Raw genomic sequence first — 21293 nt, 5'->3', positions numbered from 1 at the left:
GGTATGTTGTAGAATCATAGGGAAATGCCTAAGTAAATGTGTTGATATAGCTTTCCTGGTGTAAAAGTATTGATGTAACCATATACGTTATAACAGGTGTGATTACAACGAAGGGATAAAAAAAGCTCAACCCTGAGCTTTTTTTATGTTCACCAGAGTAGCCAGTTAACTTCACCGAACCATCCGAAAAATCGAAAGTGAATCATAGTGTACTGGCTATTCATCTGGTTGAACCTGATCCATCAACTGCTGAATTGTTACACGCTTCAATCTTTCCTCCATGGCAAGCTGAGCCTCTACCAGTTCGGCACGCAATGTATGCTCAATCATGCTACCTACCGAACAGGCTGGATTCGGATGTTTGTGAAAGTTAAACAGCTGACCATCCTCCACGACATCAAGCGCATGATAGATATCCAACAACGTGATCTCCGCAGGCGGCTTGAGCAGATACGCACCACCAACGCCAGGTCTGACATCAATCAAGCCTGCTTTCTTCAGCGTGGACATGATCCGGCGAATGATGACGGGATTCGTATTCACACTTTTAGCTATAAAATCTCCGGTGCACTCTGTAGGTACAACGGCAATCAGAGATAATGTATGAACTGCAATGGAGAAACGACTGCTGATTTGTTTCATTGTTAATCACCACCGTTGTAACCATATTAGTTACAAAGTGCGTCGAAGTCAACTGAAATTTTTACGTGGTCTTCCACAACTTGTTTTGGATTCAAGTGGGTCACATTCCATTTTCAATTATTTCTATCATCTCCACAATCCCCATGACTCCAGTCATATCAACCTTTGACAGCTCCGGAAGTGAGCCCGCCTACAATATACTTTTGCCCAATGAGGAACACAATTAACACAGGCAACGATGTAAGTACAATATCCGCACTAACCAGATTCCACTGTGCACTGAACTGTCCGAAGAAATTATATACAGCCAGCGTCATAGGCCACATCTCGACCGTATTCAGCATGTAGAGCGGCGCGGTGAATTCATTCCACACACTGAGGAAATTCAACACAAATACCGTAACCAGCACGGAGGTGAGCAGGGGGACAATAACTTTTAAGAAAAGCTTGATCCCGTTGCATCCATCCATGATGGCAGCCTCATCTAACTCTCTTGGAATATTTGATACAAACGCAAACGTAATGAACAGGGAGATGGGAATGCCCATCGCTGTGTAGAGTAGAACCATGCCCACATGTGAATTAATCATGCCTAGCGTCTTCATCACTTCCATCAATGGAATATAGTTCAGAGGCAATGTAATGCCTAGAATGAGGAAGAAGTATAGGAACTTACTCCACCGGGAGTGATTCCGAGATAGCGTGAAAGCCGAGAAGGCCACGACAAATACGAGTAAAAGGGAGGATGCTCCCGCATGTAACAGGCTGTTGAAGAAGGAGCTACCCAGATGCCCTTGCTCATATACAATTTTATAATTTTCGAAAATAAATGTCTCGGGAAGAGTTAGTTTCAGCACTTTGGCTTCCGCATCAGATTTGAATGAGTTCAAGACGATGACGGCAAAAGGAATCAACACGATTAGACTAAGGATCCATGCCAGCACATTTAGACATATAGAGAGAAGTCGTTTCTTCAAGCGCATCTAGAATTCCACCTTTCGGTTCATCAAGCGAATAATGAAGAAGGAGATGATCGCCATAATGACAAACAAGATGGTGGATAGCGCACTACCGAGTCCCCAATATCCTTTGGCAAAAGACGAATACACTGCTGTATTAATGACATCTGTAGCATTACCCGGGCCGCCGTTGGTGAGCACATAAACAGCATCAAATACCCGTAAGCCATACGTAATATTTAATACTGTTGCGATGGTGATGGTAGGCATCAGCATCGGCAGGGTGATCTTGAAAAGCTTCTGCCAGAAACCTGCGCCGTCAATGGATGCTGCTTCGTAATAATCACGAGGAATGGCGAGCAATCCCGCAATGAACAGCACCATAATATAGCCCATCCCTTTCCACGTATCCACAGCCATAATGGACGGCATCGCCCATGTCAGTGAGCCAAGCCAGTTCTGCGCGAGAAAATCGAGTCCGAGTGACCGCAGCGTAACGTTAACAAAGCCATTGTTTGGATCAAGCAGACTTTTGAATACTAAACCAATGATGAGGAAGGACAGCACCTGCGGTGAGAAAATAATCATCCGATGCAGATTTGCTGCCTTCACCCCACTAACGAGCAGCAAGGCGAGAAATAGGCCCAATACTGTTTTGGCAATCGATGTAACTAGCGTAAATAAGACGGTATTTTTGATAAAAAGTAGATAGGTTGGATCACCCGCCAAAATGGTGCGAAAATGCTCCAGTCCAACAAAGTTCTTCTCCGAGCTATAGCTGTTCCAGTCGGTGAAGGAATAATATATACCCAGCAGGGCGGGAGCGACGATGAATAGGAGGTAAAGCACAATCGCTCCGGATGAGAAGTACCAAGGATAAATTTTGTTCGCATTCATAACATGTAACACCTGTCCTTCCTGCCGCTTGCTTCACTGTAGTGACACGACATAACTACTGCCATGCCTCATCTTTCAACACTTTGGCTTGTTCCGCCCGACGTTTATCGATATTTTGCAAAATTTGATCAGGAGTCATCGCACCGGCAAACATACCCGAGATATCTTTGCCGATATCCATCCATTGAGGATCGATATACTTCACGGCTGCTTGCATAACTGTTCCTTTTTCATGATTTTTCTCATAATCGATATAATCCTGCGTCAGCTTAGGTTCAATCTCCGGCCAGCAGATGGTCAGATTGCCCTCGCCTCCGTCAAATACACGTTGTAGGTTGTCATGCTCCGTAATCCAGCGGAAGAACTTCAGCACTTCTTCAGGATGCTTACTGTTTTTGTTGCCAAACATCGCTGCGGAACCACCTGGATTGACACCAATTGTTTGGTTATCACCCCAAGGCATGACGAAGAATCCCATATTGTCTTCCATCTCAGGGTAAGCTTCGGAGACTTCTTTTTCAGTACCAGGCACACGCAGCAGCATTGCTGCTTTTTCCTGACCGAAGGCTTCGATACCAGCTTCAACGGTGTTGGACAAGAAGTCTTTGCCGAAATAGCCGAGATCTGCGAATTCTTTTAATTGCTCAATAACGGTCTTTAACTGCGTCAGATCTGCGACCTTCATCTCATTGTTGTTGAGCTTTTCGTAGGTTCCTGGTGTCGTATGTTCATAGTTAGGTCCTGTCTCGAACAGGGGGAGTACTTGGTACCATCCACTTGCAGGTGCTTGATAGAATGGGATGATATCTTGAGCCTTAATTTTCTCGCTAATGGCCTTAAACTCAGCGTATGTGGTTGGGGGCTCGATGCCCAGCTCATTAAATATCCGTTTGTTATAGTACACATACCAGATTTTCGATGGGGCAAAGGAAACGCCGTAAACTTTATCGTTATGGCTGACAGTTGGCAGAATTTCTTCAGACATTCGTCCGGCAAATTCCTCATTGGTCAGGTCAATCGCATTCTCTTCTGGTCGCACATTAGCTGGCATGCTTAGTGGATCTACATCCACATTGAAGATATCCGGTGCTTCTCCGGAAGCAAGTTTAACTTTGATCAGATCACGCCACTGGGCATCAGGCACGACCTGAAAGTCAATTTTTACACCCGTTTCTTGTTCATACTCCTTCGCCATCGTTTGCATAATCCCGGTGCGTGGAATACCACTTTGGCTGGTTCCAAACGTAAGGGTTACTTTACCTGAACCTTCCGATGTTTTAGCCGAGTTACAACCAGCAAGCAGCAATCCAGATACGAGTAACAAGCTGGCGAGTGATACCAAAAATCTTTTTTTCATCATTGAACCTCCTGGAAGAATAAGATATGATGTCTTGCAGTACAACGTAATGTAAGCGTATTCTTATGTGTTCAACATTACGCTGATTGAGGAATGGGCTCAATAGACAAAAGCGGTCTGTTGGGTGGACATTTTCGAACCCATAGATTGAGGTGTAACATGATTCGATACCGTTTTCGAACACTACAGCAAAGTCTCTTTATCTATTACTCGGCAGTATTTATTGTGTTTGCGCTTATTGTGGCAGGGCTACTGTACGTTTTCCTAGCCAATGATATTCGCAGTCGTAGCGAAGAACAGCAGAAACAGCTTGGTGCATCTCTTGTGAGTAATCTGGATCAGGAAGTGGTCAAGATGAACAATTTCTCCATGAATATTGTTTATTCCAATCTGGTTAAGGAGCACTTTAGTCACTACTTGTCTCCTGCGGAAGGAAGCGAGCAGGGGCTTGCGGCAGATCCAGCATTCTACAAAGATACAACCACGCTGATCGACGTCATATTAGCCATCATTAGCAGCTCGAATACAGCCAAGCAGGCTAACATCTATGATGTGAATGGCAAAATGCTAGGGGCGGGGGCTTTTAACGGACAGATGAATGTCGACTTAACGCAGAGACCTTGGTACAACGAAACCTGGAATCGCAATGGCTGGCGAGTTATCACGATGTTAGATGGAGGCAGTCTGCCCATGCCTACAGGTGAAGGAGAGTCGGATAGCCGATATGTCTCACTTACACGGGTGTACAAGAACGGGAATTACGTTAGCCAAGGCGTCGTCGAAATTTTGCAGGATGCTCAGACGATGTTCAACTATTTACATGAAATACAGGCTGGCAATGAAGAGCTGCATATTGATGTAATCGATGAGCGAGGATTGTTACTGTACCCCTTCTCCCGCTCTTCCTCGGAGGATGTTGAGGCAACAATGATGATTAGTTCAGAGGATCTGGCTATGATTCGCACGGGACAATACCCGCCAGGGGAAATGCAAGAGGTCGTTCACACAGGCAACTCTCCTCAGATGATGACATACATGACCTCAGCCGAAACGGGCTGGACAGTGATTGTGACACAATCGAAGCAATCGTTGTTCACCAACCTGAACCGGATGGCTACGCTATTTATAGGCGCTACGTTAGGCATGTTACTGCTCATCCTAGTGTTATCGTATCTGATCTCCAAAAGAGTCACGTTACCCCTGCATCGGTTACAGCGCATCATTCAAAAGATCGGTGTACAAGACCTCGCCACAGGCCAGGATTCGGGTCATTTGTTTAAGCTGGATCATCCAAGCTCCATCCGCGAGATGGATGAACTAAATGATACATTTGTTCTTTTGAATCAACAACTTATGCAGTCCTTCCAGGACATGCTTGCGCTCAAGTCGCAGGAAACGGATACACGCCTATTCGCGTTGCAATCCCAGATGAATCCTCACTTCCTTTACAATAACATCACGAATATCAGCATCATGGCCGAAGAGGGCATGAATGACCAGATCGTTGCTTTTTGTGGTCATATTACAGCGATGCTTCGTTACATCTCAGCACCTAACCCTGAAGGGGTGACCTTATCAGAGGAGATGAATTATTGCGAGCGGTATTTGGAGTGTATGAAAATTCGGTTCGAAGAGGATCTGCATTATACGTTCCATATTCAAGAGGCCATGCACCATATACGTATTCCTATGCTGCTGATCCAGCCCTTGCTGGAGAACACCATCAAATATGGATTAGGCGATTCACCGCCATGGAAACTGTATGTTGGGGGAGAGTTGAACGAAGCGGAAGAAACCTGGCAGATTATCGTTGAAGACAACGGGCCGGGCATGGAGCCAGAGGTATTAACATCCATACAAGCGTATATTGCATCTTCAGAGGAATGGGAGCGTATTCCTGAGCTTGCGATTAACGGCATGGGACTGAGAAATATTTGGGTTCGACTGAAATTATGGTATGGATCAAGAGCACAGATGCACATTGAAAACAGGCCTAACGGCGGGGTCAGAATTACCGTGGTTGGATTGATTCGAAAGGAGCGTGGCTGAACATGTCAGTGAACTACAGAACCATTATTGTGGAGGATGAAGCACTAATCCGCCGTAACGTGTCGCGGAAGTTCAGTGAGCTTAGCACACGATTCGAGGTCATTGGCGAAGCGAGGAATGGGCAGGAAGCACTGCAATTGATTGAACAGACGGTTCCTGATCTCGTTGTCACCGATATTCAGATGCCCGTGATGAATGGACTGGAACTGGCGAAGCATCTGTATTTTGCCTATCCTCAAGTGAAAATTGTAATCCTGAGCGGCCATCATGAATTTGAGTATGCGCGTCAGGCGATCAGCTATAAAGTGGAGGATTATTTGCTCAAGCCGATCTCAGAAGAACAGATTCGTGGGCTGCTGGACGCGATGGAGCTGAAGCTTGGGAATGTGGTTGATTCTCTCACGCATGTGAGTGCGGCTGTGGAGGAACAGAGGAAGCCAGAGGATATCGCAGAGGCGGTCAAACTGTACGTGAAGCAGCATTACATGCACGAGATTAGCCTTCAGGATATGGCGGGACAGATGCACTTTAGCGTGGATTATCTAGGTAAGTGTTTCAAGAAGGTAACGGGCGAAACTCCGCTCAAATATATGACAGGACTACGAATTAACGAAGCGAAGCGGTTGCTGGTTGCGCACCAGAACCTGGACATTCAATCGATAGGCAAAGCGGTTGGTTACGCGGACTCCCATTATTTCAGCCGTATTTTCAAAAATAAAACAGGGATATATCCGAGTGAATATCGGCAACAGTGTGCAGAACGAAAAAAAGCTCTGTCCCTGGATCACGAGAGCCATGGCGACTTGAGCTGATTATTCGGCGAGTGCCTCTTCAGTTATTTTACGAATATCAATCGGGGAACGGATGCCTTCCTGAATAATGTCGGGGAGGATGTGATGGAGGAAATAGTGAACACAATGGAGGTCGATGTTCTTGATTTTGATCAGGGCATATCGATACATCACAATGAATTCTTTCTCCGTATTTCCGCGTTGTAATTCTGCAAAGGCTTCATACACCTGATCCATCTTGTCGGCGACTTCAAGAATAAGTCCTTCAACGGATTGATCTTTACCTTCACGCAGTTGACAGCGGAATATGGCTTGGAACTCTTCGGGAATGTTCTCGTTGATAAAATGCTCAACCATACCTTCCTCGACTTGCTGCAGCATTGCACGAAGCTCAAGTGAATAATGCTTAACCGGAGTTTTGATATCTCCAATGAAGATCTCGCCGTAATCATGGCTGCTGGTGATCTCGTAAAGCTTTTTCCAATCGATGGCTACGCCGTTCTGCTCTTCAATATCCGCGAGCGTCTTGGCGTATTGCACGACTTTCCATGAATGTGCGGACACGCTGTGTTCCTCAAACTTGAATTTGCCTGGCGTTCGGATAATGCGTTCTAGATCATTGAGCGATCTGAAGTACGTGTGTATTCCCATATAAGCGATCATCCTTTGGTCGTTAGATATGTTAAGGCATGGTTCGACTATACGACTTCTATGTAAACGGGGGATTAACGCTGAGGTTGTGAAAGGTAAAAGGTCGTTAGGTAAATAAAGCCATGATATAAAAGACAAGTCGTCAAAGCTATCGTAAAAACATCACGTAAAAGCATAAAACATAACGTAAAAAACCATGCCCTCTGAGAGTCCAGAAAATGCATGGTGTATAGCATGAGTCATTGACGGGTTTTCTTTCTCACAGGTGAGACGAACCAATAGGCCATTCCGACAAACAAAGCGCCTCCTACGATGTTGCCGAGTGTGACTGGGATCATGTTATGGAACCAACCTGCCAGCGTGATGGTATCCGGATGGTTGGGTAACAACCAAGACAAGGAGAGTAATGTCATATTGGCAACGCTATGCTCATATCCACTGGCGATAAATGCATACAGACACCACCAGATCAGTACAAGCTTGGCAATGTCCTCTTTTGTGCGTGAAGACATCCAAATGGCTAGACAGACGAGCCAGTTACAGAGAATGCCGCGGAAGAATAGCTCAGTAACGGGGGCTGCCATCTTCTTAGCAGAAACGGCAAAGAGCAGATGCTCTGGTGTAGCTGTCTTGAACAAACCACTGCCTACAATGAGCAGACTCAGAATTACCGCGCCGATCAGATTGCCGAGGAAGACAAGTCCCCAGTTCTTCATCGTGTCTTTCACGGTAGTGCGACCTGCTAACGTACTCATGGTAAAAAACATATTGTTACCCGTAAACAGCTCCGATCCTGCAAAAATGACAAGGGTGAGCGCAAGCCCGAAGGACATGCCCATCAGGATCATTTGAAAAGGTGATTGCGTCGCCAGAAGCGGTGCACCGATACTGAAGATTAGAATAATACCAAGGCCTACGTATGCACCAGCCATCAAGGCAGATACCATATAACGTGCTAGGCCTGAATTCATTTGATCTCTTTTTTTGACCGCGGCTTCAATAATTCCTTCAACATTAGGTGTGTACATGTCGGTTTCCCCCATACTTAAGCATCAATCCCATGTGTTACCTGGACTGCAGCTATACTGCAATCCAGACCGTTCCATTTTCCACTTTAACCGAGTACATCTGAACCTGTCCTTGGTCGGGAGCTTGCACTAGACCTGTGCTAAGATCGATTTTCCAATCGTACAGCGGATCATAGAGATAATGACCTGAGACGATTCCTTCAGCAAGTGGCCCGCCTTTTGGATGAGGATTTCGATTATCAGCTGCGAAGATGGTGCCATCTGAGGCAAGAAATACAGCGAGCTGTTTGCCTTGAATCTCAACGACTCTACCAATGCGAGGTAGAAATTCATCTATCGTTCCGGCAGGGTAATAGGTACCGGCTGGTTTAGTTGTCATATTGAACTCTCCTTATCTGTAATGGTTTATCCTGCATGCTACGGACGAGCAGTTACTTCAATACCGTGAAATAGTTTGTTCTCACCTTGCTCATTTCGAATCGCCTTTTGCCAAGGTTCTTCCACGTGTCCAAGTGCGAATTCAATTCGTTCCATTAGCGCTTTACGTTCTTGAATATCGTCAACCACAACTGCACGTATCGATTCCAGACCCACACGTTCTACCCATTCCGAAGTCCGTTCAAGGTAGTTGGCAGTCTCCCGATAATGTTGCATGATGGCGCCGCACAGCTCGATCAATTCTTCGTCCGTTTTCACTTTGCAGAGGGAGTCCGCAAGTCTAGCTTTGATCCCGCCGTTACCGCCGATGAATATTTCCCAACCGCCGTCGTTTCCGACGATACCGATATCTTTCGTACATGCTTCTGCACAGTTACGTGGGCAGCCGTTCACGGCGTATTTGAATTTAGCAGGTAAGTCTAAGCGTTCGAATTTGCGTTCTATTAGGGCACCCATAGCCATCGAATCCTGTGTACCGAAGCGGCAGAACTGTGAGCCTACACATGTTTTGACGGTACGAAGTGATTTGGCATAAGCATAACCTGAAGGCATATCGAGCTCAGCCCATACGTTTTGCAAATCTTCTTTTTTGACACCAATCAAGTCTAGACGCTGTCCTCCAGTCACTTTAACGGCTTTTACATCGTATTTGACCGATACATCAGCGATACGTTTCAAGTCTTCAGGTGTTGTAACCCCACCATACATCCGTGGCACAACGGTATAGGTTCCGTCTTTTTGAATATTGGCGTTCATCCGTTCGTTGACGAAGCGGGATTCTTTCTCATCCTCATGTGTATCCGGTGCAATCATACCCAAGTAATAGTTGATTGCAGGACGGCATTTCGAGCAGCCCTCAGGCTGAGTCCATCCCAATACGTTCATCACTTCTTTGGTCGTTTGCAGACCTTTCTGTCTGATCTCCGCTACGATCTCATCACGGCTTAGGGAAGTACATCCGCAAATGCCCTGTTTGGCACCCGTTGTGAAATTATCACCAAGTACATATTGCAAGATTTGTTCAACGACCGGTTTACATCCACCACAAGAGCGAGTAGCCCCTGTACAAGCTTTGATTTCATCCACCGTTGTAAGGCCTTGATTCGTGATGACGTCCACAATGGTTCCTTTGGTTACTCCGTTACATCCGCAGACGATTTCATCTTCTGGCATCGTTTCAACAGAGGTTGTTTTTTTATGACCACCGCAGCCTGTGCCCATCAGGGAAGCATACAGATCATCGGTCATCTCCGTTTGTTGCTTGATCAGTTTTTGCAGCTCCGCTGAATCGGTGATGTCACCAAACAATACAGCGCCGACCATCACATTATCGCGAAGTAGAATTTTTTTGTACGTGCGTTTCCATTCGTCTTTGTGAGAGATAACGGTGTGCTCAGGACCATCGATAAACTCACCTGTCGAAAATACATCTACGCCCGAAATTTTCAATTTCGTGGATACTACAGAACCTTCATAAGGTGCAGTTTCAACACCGCATATATGTTTAGCCAGAATCATACCTTGTTCGAATAATGGAGCGACGAGGCCGTAACACACACCGCGATGCTCTGTACATTCTCCGACGGAATACACATTTTCAAGAGAAGTTTGCATGTAGTCGTCAACAATGATGCCTCGATTGACTTCCATGCCACTCTCGCGAGCAACAGTGATATTCGGTTTGATACCGACAGCCATAACAACAAAATCAACATCCAGTACCGATTCATCTGCAAAACGAATACCTTCAACACGCTCGCCGCCAAGCAATTCGGATGTCTGTGCGCCCATTTTGAATTGGATGCCTTGGCGCTCAAGTTCAGCCTTTAACATGGCAGAAGCTGTGGAATCTAGTTGACGTTCCATGAGATCCTGCATTAAGTGAACAACGGTAACCTCCATGCCGAGCTGAACCAGTCCTTTAGCTGCTTCTAGACCGAGCAATCCGCCACCAATGACAGCTGCTTTTTTGTAATTCTTCGCTGCATCCAGCATTGTATTACAGTCAGCGATATCCCGGAATCCAACAACGCCTTGTTTATCGTGTCCAGGCACAGGAAGAATAAAGGAATTGGAGCCTGTTGCAATGATGACCTTGTCATAAGGGACGCGCGAACCGTCTGTAGTCACCACTTCGCGTGTATTCGAATCGATTTTGGATACCGTTGTACCCATATGCAGCGTTATGCCGTATTCTTCATACCAATGCAGGTCATTGAGTACAATATCATCCAACGTTTTGCTGCCCTCCAGCACGTAGGACAACATAATGCGGTTATAGTTAGGGTAGGGTTCTGTACCAATAACTGTGATATCGAAGCGGGAGCTTAATTTTAAAATTTGCTCAACCGTACTAATTCCTGCCATGCCGTTACCGATGACGACCAGTTTTTCTTTATTTCCGTTCATGTGTATAAGCCTCCTTGGATAGACTGTACATTACTAACATTTTTAGTGGTTTATATTTTAATCATACAGATGATTGGCATCATCTAATGTGATAAATTTCACAAATAACGATAAACTCCTCACAAAATAAAAACTGTGGTCCCAGTCACAGAATTCAAAATTAATTTTGAAAATAAATAAGGATATACGAACTATTGTTCTCATTTTGAAATCAGTGTAATATCAGAAGTGGGTCAGTTATGTTCCCTATTTCGTCGAAAGGAAGTTTTTGCATCATGATGGGAAGATCCCACCTTATTATTGGAACAGGGGTATCACTTTCTGTTCTTCAATTCACAGGCCTGCCTGTAACAGCTCCAGCAGTAACGGTGGCGCTGATCGGTTCACTGTTGCCTGACATCGATGAACCCAACTCGCTATTGGTTTCGAAGGCTCTGCCAAACAGTCTCATTAGGCTGCTACAGACGATTTTGTTACCAACGGCGGTGTTTGTGTACTTCTATGTTCAGAGTCAACCTTGGAATCTGTTACTTGCTATCTTGATTGGTATGGTGTCATTTTTACCTTCAAGATCACTCCGTAAAGTGTTAATGTTTGCGATTGGCTTGGGGCTGGTTTTCTATGGTCATGTATTTGCACCTTGGAACTGGATTGCAGGTAGTTTGCTGATGTTATGTACAACGCTGACACACAGGGGACTAACGCATACAGTGTATGGAACTGCGGTGTGGGCAGGACTGCTGTATACTACGACTGCGCAACTGCAACCGGAGATCTGGATCGCTGGGGGTACAGCCTATGCTATGCATCTACTTGCTGATTCATTAACGAATCGGGGAATTCGTCCACTACCGCCACTTAAGTGGCGTATACGTGCGAATTTAATGAGTACCGGAACCAAGCATGGAGCCGTCGTTGAGAATGTGTGCATTGTACTTACGCTCATACTTGCCTGGATTGCATTTTCACCCCTATTTCTCTAACGATCCCAATAACGCCAGTCTGTACAATGAGGCTCAGACTGGCGTTTGTAGGGATACATATGATTTTTGTCCTGCATGCTAGGGTGGGGCTGTCGCCGACTCAGGCTTGGGAAGGGGCATCGGTTAGGCTATCAATATCTGAGGAACCATATACGAATAAAACAACAAGAATGACAATGATAATTAGCTCGGCGAATCCATTTCCATCGAAGTCAGACATGATCTCAACCTCATTTCTTGGTGTTAGGAATTGATTCTTTGTTGAAATGCCCGAATAACATCATTTAACGTCATATCGCCACCGATCTCATCTAGAAACTGCACAAGTTTGTCTTGATTCGATGGTGTAATCTGTTGTAGCGTTTTATATTGCCCGACCAATTCAACGACAAGTGTAGCTTCGCGAAACAACGTAACCGCATCCACTCTGAGCTTCCCGCTCACCAGTAATGCTGCCACAATAAGCTCCAGATTTCTTCCTTTAAGATTACCGCCAAGTAGGGAGTTGGCAGCATTCTCTTTTTTGGAGCCCTTATTAGACTTTCCATTCTTTCTTACTGCCATAGAAGCTCCCCCGCCGCTTGGTGTTTGATTCTTCTTCCGTTCTTGTATCTTATGTGTAATTTCCTATAATGTTCGACCTATTAATCTATCCTTTTTGACCACGCAATATTGGTGAAAACGTAAAAAAGAGACATCCCGACATAGTCAGGACATCTCTTGATATAAAGCGTACGTTCAGATGTTAAGCATTATTGATAATTGTATTCATCGTGGAGCGATCCAGCCCTTTGACAAGCTTCACAATCAATTCTTTCGCTGCATCATAGTCATCTGTATGGATGATGGAGGAAGAAGTGTGAATGTAACGAGCGCAGATTCCAATAACGGTGGAAGGGACACCAATACCGCTCAGATGAACCTGTCCTGCATCTGTTCCGCCCGGTGAGATGAAGTATTGCATCTTAATCTGGTTGGAGGATGCTGTATCCTGTACATACTCAACCATACCCCGGTGGGTGAACATGCCTGGATCAAAAATACGCAGCAATGCTCCTTGTCCAATGTGCCCAAAGGATTGCTTGTCTCCTGTCATATCATTGGCTGCACTGCAGTCGAGTGCGAAGAAGATATCAGGCTCAATGAGATTTGCAGCGGTACGTGCGCCGCGAAGACCCAATTCCTCTTGAACGGTTGCTCCGGAATATAGAATATTAGGCAATTTTTCTTTATGAAGTGCCTGAACGAGTTCCAGTGCAAGTCCAACGCCATAACGGTTATCCCACGCCTTAGCCATGATTTTCTTCGGATTCGCCATGGGTGTAAATTCACAAATAGGTACAATTTGCATGCCCGGATGGATGCCCCATGACTCGGCTTCCGCCCGGTTATCTGCACCAATATCCAGGTACATTGTGTTCAGATCCACCGGCTTGCTGCGCTGGGACTCATCCAATAGATGTGTAGGTGTAGAGCCTACAACCCCAGTGATTCGGCGCTCAGGTGTGATGATCTGAAGTCGTTGTGACAATACAGCCTGGCTCCACCATCCACCCAGTGGACGGAATTTAATCATACCGGTTTCTGTAATGCCAGTCGTCATGAAGCCTACTTCATCAAAATGCCCAGCAACCATTACTTTAGGGCCTGATTCATCCCCGCGTAATACACCAAACAGACTACCCAAGCGATCCTGAACAAATTCATCCGTGTAAGCGGAAAGCTGATCTTTCATCCAACCGCGAAGCTCACGTTCAAACCCCGAAGCAGAAGGGAATTCGGTCAGTGTGCGAAACATATCCATTGTTTTTTCATTCATATGTGGACAACTCCTCTGTTCTTATGTAGTTCAAGTCTCAGCAGAACGGCTGCTGGACATGAAATCCTGTTCATATCAGGATCAATTATTAACCACCGGTCATAACCAGTATGAACCTTGCGCACGTAATTGTCCATGTTTACGTCACGTATATCAGGCATATTGAGTTCTGATTTTCACTGCATATTTGTATGAAATCCGCACAAGCCCTGATCCACCGAATAGCTGTTTGAATAGGAATACATAGATAGGAATGGTTTACCTCTTAGGGAAACCACATCTCTTGTTCTATACGTTTGAGCAATAGGAAGGAGTTGCATACAACTAGATGAAGCCACCTGATGAAGGTAATGAAGCAGTTCTTTTCATCGTCTTATTTATTTTACTCGTTATCATCCTGCTTTATTTGTAAGAGCATGATTGTATACATTCAAGGAAGGCATAGAGGGAAAGCTTTATTAGAATGCAGTTTAGTTTGTAGCCCTATGAATAGAAATGATCCGGCGCTTATATCAGCAAATTCAAATCGTTAACACACTGGAAACATATGCTGCATTTCGCCGGATACATAACCTTCTGAACATTGACAAACAATGTATCTAGGATTACACACGTCCAACCATTGCATACAGGAATGAATTCGCGTTCTCATTCCATTTCGAAGGAGGTTCTGTACATTGCCAGCTCAGACGAAAGGAACCGGCAGCAAAAAATCACCATCACTGTCCATAAGTGAACAAGAATATAAAAAGGTAGCCAAAAAGCATGAACCCGCACGTCCTCTTGTGGCCAACTGTATCAAAGCGTTTTTTGTTGGTGGATTTATCTGCCTGATTGGACAGGCTATTCAAGAAGCTTTCATGGCGGGATTTGATATGACGTCAAAGGAAGCAGCAAGTCCCACCGTAGCGGTGATGATCTTTATTTCGGTCGTGCTCACTTGTCTTGGCGTATACGATAAAATCGCACAATGGGCAGGGGCAGGTACAGCAGTTCCGGTTACAGGTTTTGCCAACTCCATGTGTTCTGCGGCACTGGAGCATAGGGCGGAAGGGTTGGTACTTGGTGTAGGTGCAAATATGTTTAAACTGGCTGGCTCCGTTATCGTGTTTGGTGTAGTCGCAGCATTTATTATCGGGATCGTGTACGCCTTTCTCGGATATGGGGGAGGACATCTATGAAGCGATTAGGACGTCAAACCTGGAAATTTGAAAATCGTCCACGTATTGTCGGCAGGGCTGCTGTTGTGGGGCCTGACGAAGGACAAGGACCGCTCGCCTCTGACTTTGACTACGTATACGACAATCTGGAGATTGGCGAGAAAACATGGGAGAAGGGGGAGCGCAAGCTATTAGAGCAGGCGACTCAACTAGCGTTGATCAATGCGAATATTACCAAAGAAGAGCTTCAGTTTTTCATTGGTGGAGATCTCATGAACCAGATCATCAGTAGTTCGTTCTCGGCTCGTAAGCTAGGAGCACCCTTCCTCGGTGTATTTGGTGCATGCTCCACCTCGATGGAAAGTCTGGCACTGGCTTCTCTCATTGTAGATTCTGGTGGCGGTGACTACGTTCTTGCAGGGACGGTCAGTCACAACTGTACCGTAGAGAAGCAGTTTCGTTATCCGACCGAGTATGGGTCACAGAAGCCGCCTTATGCACAGTATACCGTCACAGGTGCAGGCTGCGGAGTTGTATCGCGTACAGGCGAAGGGCCTGTCATTACACATGCAACGATCGGTCGTGTTATGGATTTGGGCATTAAAGACCCATTTAACATGGGAGCAGCTATGGCACCTGCGGCTGCGGATACGTTGGTTTCCCATTTCCGTGATACAGGGCTTGAGCCGGGTTATTACGATCTTATTGTTACGGGAGATCTTGCTTCGGTCGGACTACCGATCACCAAAGAACTTTTGCATAAAGAAGGCATTCCAATGGAACAAACGGTGTTTAACGACTGTGGATTGATGATCTACGACCGTAAGAAGCAGCCTCAGGTTGTGGCAGGGGGAAGTGGCTGTGGCTGCTCCGCATCTGTAACCTATGGGCATATTCTAAACCGGATGCAAAAGGGCGATTTAAAACGTGTTCTGGTGGTAGCTACGGGAGCTTTATTGTCACCGCTGTCTTACCAGCAGGGCGAGAGTATTCCTTGTATTGCACATGCCGTTTCCATCGAGAAGGAGGGATAAAAATGCAATTTCTGTGGGCATTTATCGTTGGCGGCTTAATCTGTGTCATTGGACAGCTTCTTATGGATGGGGTCAAACTGACACCAGCACATACGATGAGTACGTTGGTAGTTGCAGGCGCTGTGGCTGATGCCTTTGGTCTCTATGATCCACTGGTGAAATTTGCGGGTGCAGGTGCTTCCATTCCCATTACGAGTTTTGGTAATTCCTTAGTCCATGGAGCATTAACCGAACTGGAGAAAGAAGGCTGGCTTGGTGTAATTACTGGTATCTTCGATCTAACTGCAGCAGGGATTTCCGCAGCGATTATCTTCTCATTTCTTGCGGCACTTGTTGTTCGTCCAAAAGGCTGATCGTTGTAGTGGTACAGGGGCAGTGTGGGCAGATAGAAGAAAAGAATTTCCAAAGAGGCTTCGGATAACTCTTATCCGGGTCTCTTTTTGTCGTATTCATGCGTGAATAGCGGTGAATCGGACGGCTGGAAACAAATTGTGATTCTCTTCGAGTGTACTCGCGCCCATGGATCATGTACAATAAAAGGAAATCTGTATGCTTTTTTAGGAGGTTAGACATATGCCTGTGCGCAAAGAGTCGATCCAAATCATTTCAGCAGTCCGTTCTAATCTAGAATCTTGCATAATGGGGAAATCCTTTGAAATTCAACTTCTGCTCACAGCTTTGCTTGCAGGCGGCCACGTTTTAATTGAAGACGTACCGGGAACAGGCAAGACACAACTGATCAAAGCCTTATCCAAATCGATGCGCGGCGAATACCGACGTATTCAATGTAATCCAGATATTTTACCGAGTGACATTACAGGTGTATCCGTGTTCCACCCACGTGATGAGCGCTTTTACTTCCGTCCAGGGCCAGTCATGACGAACATATTGCTGGCAGACGAGATTAACCGAGCTACAACGAAGACTCAATCGGCATTGCTTGAGGTTATGGAAGAACGCAGTGTAACGGTAGACGGAGATACGTACGATTTGCCACATCCGTTTATGCTCTGTGCTACGCAGAACCCGATTGATTTTGAAGGAACATATACATTGCCGGAGGCACAACTTGACCGGTTTATGTTGAAAATAAGCCTTGGTTATCCAGATAAGGATATCGAGAAAACACTGCTGAAGCAGCATCAGTCGGGTCAACCGGTTGACCGACTCGAGTCGGTGACTCACATGGATCAGATCTCTGCGATCCAGCAGGAGATCAAGGAAGTATTCATTGGTGATCCAGTGATGGATTATTTGCTGGATGTTGTTCGTACCACACGCTCCCATCCATCCGTATTGCTAGGTGCCAGCCCGCGGGCGGCCATTTCATTTATGTCAGCGGTAAAAGCCTTCGCCTTCTTACAGGAACGGGACTATGTGCTTCCGGATGATGTGAAGACGATGGCGCCATATGTCATCTCTCATCGGATTGTGCTACGTCCTGAGGCGAGACTGGATAGCATGAGTTCTGAAGCCGTTCTGAACTCTGTACTTCAGCAGATACGTGTGCCCGTTTCTATGGGGCAATAGTTTATGAAGCCGCTTTTGAGTACCATCAAAAGAGGGATACGGCACCCCCGCGTTTGGAGCATCGCGGCGGTGTGGATGTGCTGCCTTGCATATGTTCTATTTCAAGGTGGTAAGACATCCATCATGTTATTATCAATGGTTACCCTGCTCTGTCTGTACCTTGCCATTGCTGGTTTTAGTGGTGTAAGACGCGCTAAGGGAGCCAGGGCACTGTCATCAGGTCAGGATCATGAAGAATTGCTACATGCAGGCGATCAGGTTCAAGTTCAGCTTCGAGTGAACATTCCAGGATTTCTGCCACTTCCTTATGTGGTCGTGCGCGAGATGTTACATCGCCACAATGGTGAATCATGGTCGTTCCGTGAGAGCCTAATTCCCAATATGAGGGGCGTTGGTGAACTGTCGTTTCAGACACCGCCGCTCGAACGTGGAAAATATGTGTTTTCCGAAACGGAATGTTCAAGTGAAGATATTTTTGGACTGATTGAGCATCGCGGGACGTTTAAGGCCAAGGGTGAATTTCGAGTGTTACCACGAACTGTGTTTATCCCCTACTGGCAGTTATATGATCGCAAATCACGATTATCTGGGCCACAGACAGCACAGACACGCTCACGCCGAGAAACAACCCAGATTAATGGTGTCCGCGACTATGTATACGGGGATCGTCTCTCTCGCATTCATTGGAATGCCACAGCGAAGACCGGTTCATGGAAATCGAAAGAGTTTGAGCACGAATCTGTGCCCAAAACCGTTCTGGTTATCGATGCACTGGCAGCTAGCTATGAACAGAGTGAAACATTTGAATTAGCGGTGTCCACTGCAGCATCTTTATTGGAATATGGTTCAAGAGAGCGGATGGGGATGGGATTGATGACCTTGTCTGATAAGAACACATTCCTCGCACCTAGCGAAAGTCTCATTGACCGTCAGAAGATGATGCATCATCTGGTGGACGTTCAATACAACGGGCAGGATCGTCGCTTGCTTCCGGGTGTAGAGAAGCTTGGGCGTCAGTTGCCGCAAGGAGCTTATTTCGTTTTGATTTCACCTCAGAAGGATGAGAAGGCATTAGAATTGTTAAGATGGGCGGATACCCGGGGGATGACACCTTGTCATGTCGTGATCGATCCCCAAGGCTCTCGTCAGAGCGCAGAGTGGTCTGCCATGCTGCGTGGTAGAGGTACAAGATCCTTCACGGTTGCCCATCTTCAGGAGCTCCCAACGGTTATGGGGGGAGGTTCCGCATGAATACAACAGGCAAACAACTAGCATCTGGCAAAAGATCGTGGTATCAAGCCGCATCGCTACTATGGATCTTTCTGATCGCGATGCAGTGGCTGTCGTTTACCAAGGAATCATGGTATAACGAGACGACCTCTTTGGTATTGTGGACGCTGGCAGCTATGAGTGTACTTGAAGTGATTTTGCCATTTAAGCTTATCTATCGCACGATCATTAAAGCGATTGTTCTTATTTATATTTTGCATAAAACCTTAATTGATTACTCTGTGTATATTCCTTATGGTCCGTTTACGGAACGGATGGAGCAATTTATCTATAACTCTAATCCATATATCTGGTTTTCCCTATGTGCCTGGGTCATGCTTGAAGCTGCGTTACGCTTAGTAAACACAACTCGGCGCATTCTAGTATTCTTGGGTATTAATATTGTATCCATGGGTATTCTGGATTCCTTCACTCAGATTTCCCTATGGATTGAGGTTGCTTGGGTGATGTTTGCAGGAATGGGTTGGTTAGTATGTCAGCACTTCCGGAACTTTCAAGTTTATTATCCACAAGGCTGGAAGCGTCTCATTCGGTATCCATACAAAATCATTGCCAATATCGCCATCATTTTTTCTCTTATTATTGTAGCAAGTGTGAACATGCCGGAAGTACCGCCTACGCTGACAGATCCATATACAGCATGGCGTAACTATACCGGAACTTCGACCAGTCAGGCCGGCAATGGAACACTCGATATTCCAAATTCAACAGAGTCTGGATATAGTCGTGAAGATAATCAACTTGGCGGTGGTTTTAACTTTGACTACACACCTGTGATGTCTGTACAGACCAATGAGCGTAGTTACTGGCGTGGTGAGACTCGTGAAGAGTACACCGGAACAGGCTGGGATGACCGTAGACGGGCTTCGACTGAAGAGGTGCAGCCTGGCGAAACGTTGCAGAATGATGATGCAGGTAGTGGGAATACGAAACAAGTGACGCAAAAAGTAACGATGCTGAACGATACGGTTTATCCGATTATGTTTGGAGCGTACTCCATTGCAGAGGTCACTTCCATTGATGGACAGACGGAGTCTAATCGAATGCTCTGGAATCCAGAGCAGGCTGAGTTGCTGTTGATGACAAATCGACAACAACCTCAGTATCCCAAAACGTATACAGTCGTATCTGAAGCGCCAGTGGTTGTAGAGGATGAGCTTCGTACAAAATCTTTTGACGATCTGTACGGAAGTAATCCAGCCGACGATATGTATTTACAGTTGCCGTCCCGTTTCCCGGATCGAGTCACGGACTTAGCAAACGAAATTACGGCTTCTGCAAATACTCCGTATGAAAAAGTAGCATTACTGCAAAACTATTTACAAACCAATTTTGAATACACCAATAATCCGGACTTATCCCGGAAAGTGAGCAGTGACTTTGTCGAAGGATTCCTATTCGATGTAATGGAAGGTTACTGCGATTACTTCTCCACAGCTCTAGTTATGATGGCGCGTTCTGAAGGGATTCCGGCTCGTTGGGTTAAAGGTTATGCACCAGGACAATTGTCTCTCAACTCAGACATGCAGGCACCTCGTCAACCTGGCTCTGAGATTGAGACCACCTATACAGTAACCAATGCAGATGCTCACTCTTGGGCTGAAGTTTACTTTGGTGAGTATGGATGGATTCCAGTTGAAGCGACACCAGGCTTCGATATGCCTTTGTTAACAGAGGCACCTGATGTGCAGCCGGTTGACGAGCCTGAAGAGCAGCCAGAAGAAGAGCCGGTGCAAGAAGAAGAACAGACACCTGTATCTGAGCAAGCGACATCTGGTGTACCAACATTCGTCATTTGGATGGCTGTAGCCATCCTGATCGCATGGGTTGCCTACATGTTCTGGCGGAACCGCTTCTCTCTTCGTTTCTTGTTACTTCGTCTACGAACAGGCGAGCCGCTTACACCAGAGCAGAAGGTTGTAGCTGAAACGGAACGCTGGATTCGTTATGTGAAACGCAAAGGCTTAACCCGTAGTGGGGATGAAACGCTGCGTGAATCAGTTAACCGCTGGAGCCAGTCTGTACCAGCATCTGCAGCCACGCTGCATGAACTGTTAACATGGTTTGAACGCACGCGTTATAGTCCAGCATCTGTAACTTCAGATGATTGGAAGGCAGTGTATGAGACAGCCTTGAAGCTACGGAAGGAACTCAAAGCGGAACGGGCGTAATTATCGCCTGTCCCGTTTTTCCTTTTTTCCAGCGCATCAAGCGTTGTATGCATTTTCAGGAAAGACGGATTTGTGATATAGTGTG

At 46.0% G+C, this 21293-nt stretch carries 19 protein-coding genes; 9 read left to right on the top strand and 10 right to left on the bottom strand.

Going from position 1 to position 21293, the window contains the following annotated elements; all coding sequences use genetic code 11:
• Positions 1 to 216: 216 nt before the first annotated feature.
• The 4 genes from MH215_RS03485 to MH215_RS03470 all read right to left on the bottom strand — a co-directional run bounded on the left by MH215_RS03485 (position 217) and on the right by MH215_RS03470 (position 3858).
• Positions 217 to 642 (bottom strand): Rrf2 family transcriptional regulator, encoded by a 426-nt coding sequence (locus tag MH215_RS03485; protein ID WP_239288144.1) that lies wholly within the window; start codon positions 640 to 642, stop codon positions 217 to 219.
• Between the two features lie 158 nt (positions 643 to 800).
• Positions 801 to 1625, bottom strand: coding sequence for a carbohydrate ABC transporter permease (locus tag MH215_RS03480; RefSeq protein WP_239288142.1), 825 nt, complete (start codon positions 1623 to 1625; stop codon positions 801 to 803).
• The gene (locus tag MH215_RS03475; protein ID WP_145045791.1) at positions 1626 to 2498 is read right to left on the bottom strand and encodes a carbohydrate ABC transporter permease; all 873 of its coding nucleotides are present in this window, start codon (positions 2496 to 2498) and stop codon (positions 1626 to 1628) included.
• Positions 2499 to 2553: 55 nt separating this feature from the next.
• Positions 2554 to 3858: an ABC transporter substrate-binding protein gene (locus MH215_RS03470; protein ID WP_239288140.1), complete on the bottom strand. Its 1305-nt coding sequence runs from the start codon at positions 3856 to 3858 to the stop codon at positions 2554 to 2556.
• Positions 3859 to 4014: 156 nt separating this feature from the next.
• On the opposite strand from MH215_RS03470, the gene MH215_RS03465 reads away from it, so the two are divergent.
• Both MH215_RS03465 and MH215_RS03460 read left to right on the top strand, forming a co-directional pair.
• Positions 4015 to 5904, top strand: a complete 1890-nt coding sequence (locus MH215_RS03465; RefSeq protein WP_239288138.1) for a cache domain-containing sensor histidine kinase — start codon at positions 4015 to 4017, stop codon at positions 5902 to 5904.
• A gap of 2 nt (positions 5905 to 5906) precedes the next feature.
• Positions 5907 to 6716 carry a response regulator transcription factor gene (locus MH215_RS03460; protein ID WP_239288132.1) on the top strand — a complete coding sequence of 270 codons (810 nt, stop codon included), beginning with the start codon at positions 5907 to 5909 and terminating at the stop codon, positions 6714 to 6716.
• Here MH215_RS03460 and MH215_RS03455 read toward each other — a convergent pair whose 3' ends face one another.
• The 4 genes from MH215_RS03455 to nirB form a co-directional block, all read right to left on the bottom strand.
• Positions 6717 to 7346 (bottom strand): YfbR-like 5'-deoxynucleotidase, encoded by a 630-nt coding sequence (locus tag MH215_RS03455; RefSeq protein WP_239288131.1) that lies wholly within the window; start codon positions 7344 to 7346, stop codon positions 6717 to 6719.
• A gap of 239 nt (positions 7347 to 7585) precedes the next feature.
• The gene (locus tag MH215_RS03450) at positions 7586 to 8374 is read right to left on the bottom strand and encodes a formate/nitrite transporter family protein (RefSeq protein ID WP_239288130.1); all 789 of its coding nucleotides are present in this window, start codon (positions 8372 to 8374) and stop codon (positions 7586 to 7588) included.
• 52 nt (positions 8375 to 8426) lie between these two features.
• Complete coding sequence (gene nirD / locus MH215_RS03445; RefSeq protein ID WP_056695881.1) at positions 8427 to 8753, bottom strand: nitrite reductase small subunit NirD; 327 nt, start codon at positions 8751 to 8753, stop codon at positions 8427 to 8429.
• Between the two features lie 38 nt (positions 8754 to 8791).
• The gene (gene nirB / locus MH215_RS03440) at positions 8792 to 11221 is read right to left on the bottom strand and encodes a nitrite reductase large subunit NirB (protein WP_239288129.1); all 2430 of its coding nucleotides are present in this window, start codon (positions 11219 to 11221) and stop codon (positions 8792 to 8794) included.
• Between the two features lie 275 nt (positions 11222 to 11496).
• Here nirB and MH215_RS03435 point away from each other — a divergent pair, with 275 nt between their 5' ends.
• Complete coding sequence (locus tag MH215_RS03435; protein ID WP_239288128.1) at positions 11497 to 12204, top strand: metal-dependent hydrolase; 708 nt, start codon at positions 11497 to 11499, stop codon at positions 12202 to 12204.
• A 243-nt stretch (positions 12205 to 12447) separates the two neighbouring features.
• On the opposite strand, the gene MH215_RS03430 is transcribed toward MH215_RS03435, so the two are convergent.
• Entirely contained in the window at positions 12448 to 12768 is a 321-nt protein-coding gene (locus tag MH215_RS03430; protein WP_128102949.1) for a hypothetical protein, read from the bottom strand.
• Positions 12769 to 12949: 181 nt separating this feature from the next.
• Positions 12950 to 14023, bottom strand: a complete 1074-nt coding sequence (locus MH215_RS03425; protein ID WP_239288127.1) for a M42 family metallopeptidase — start codon at positions 14021 to 14023, stop codon at positions 12950 to 12952.
• A gap of 677 nt (positions 14024 to 14700) precedes the next feature.
• Here MH215_RS03425 and spoVAC point away from each other — a divergent pair.
• The 6 genes from spoVAC to MH215_RS03395 all read left to right on the top strand — a co-directional run bounded on the left by spoVAC (position 14701) and on the right by MH215_RS03395 (position 21208).
• Positions 14701 to 15204 carry a stage V sporulation protein AC gene (spoVAC, locus tag MH215_RS03420; RefSeq protein WP_056695899.1) on the top strand — a complete coding sequence of 168 codons (504 nt, stop codon included), beginning with the start codon at positions 14701 to 14703 and terminating at the stop codon, positions 15202 to 15204.
• The gene (gene spoVAD, locus MH215_RS03415; RefSeq protein ID WP_056695901.1) at positions 15201 to 16217 is read left to right on the top strand and encodes a stage V sporulation protein AD; all 1017 of its coding nucleotides are present in this window, start codon (positions 15201 to 15203) and stop codon (positions 16215 to 16217) included. The genes spoVAC and spoVAD overlap by 4 nt, the downstream gene beginning before the upstream one ends.
• Positions 16218 to 16219: 2 nt before the next feature.
• The gene (gene spoVAE, locus MH215_RS03410; RefSeq protein WP_056695903.1) at positions 16220 to 16570 is read left to right on the top strand and encodes a stage V sporulation protein AE; all 351 of its coding nucleotides are present in this window, start codon (positions 16220 to 16222) and stop codon (positions 16568 to 16570) included.
• Positions 16571 to 16790: 220 nt separating this feature from the next.
• The gene (locus MH215_RS03405) at positions 16791 to 17747 is read left to right on the top strand and encodes an AAA family ATPase (RefSeq protein WP_056695906.1); all 957 of its coding nucleotides are present in this window, start codon (positions 16791 to 16793) and stop codon (positions 17745 to 17747) included.
• A 3-nt stretch (positions 17748 to 17750) separates the two neighbouring features.
• Positions 17751 to 18998 carry a DUF58 domain-containing protein gene (locus MH215_RS03400; RefSeq protein WP_239288125.1) on the top strand — a complete coding sequence of 416 codons (1248 nt, stop codon included), beginning with the start codon at positions 17751 to 17753 and terminating at the stop codon, positions 18996 to 18998.
• The gene (locus MH215_RS03395; protein WP_239288123.1) at positions 18995 to 21208 is read left to right on the top strand and encodes a transglutaminase TgpA family protein; all 2214 of its coding nucleotides are present in this window, start codon (positions 18995 to 18997) and stop codon (positions 21206 to 21208) included. The genes MH215_RS03400 and MH215_RS03395 overlap by 4 nt, the downstream gene beginning before the upstream one ends.
• Positions 21209 to 21293 lie beyond the last annotated feature (85 nt).

Source organism: Paenibacillus sp. ACRSA (assembly GCF_022346845.1).
In the GTDB taxonomy this organism is placed as follows: domain Bacteria; phylum Bacillota; class Bacilli; order Paenibacillales; family Paenibacillaceae; genus Paenibacillus.
This window is presented reverse-complemented; position numbering and strand designations above follow the sequence as displayed.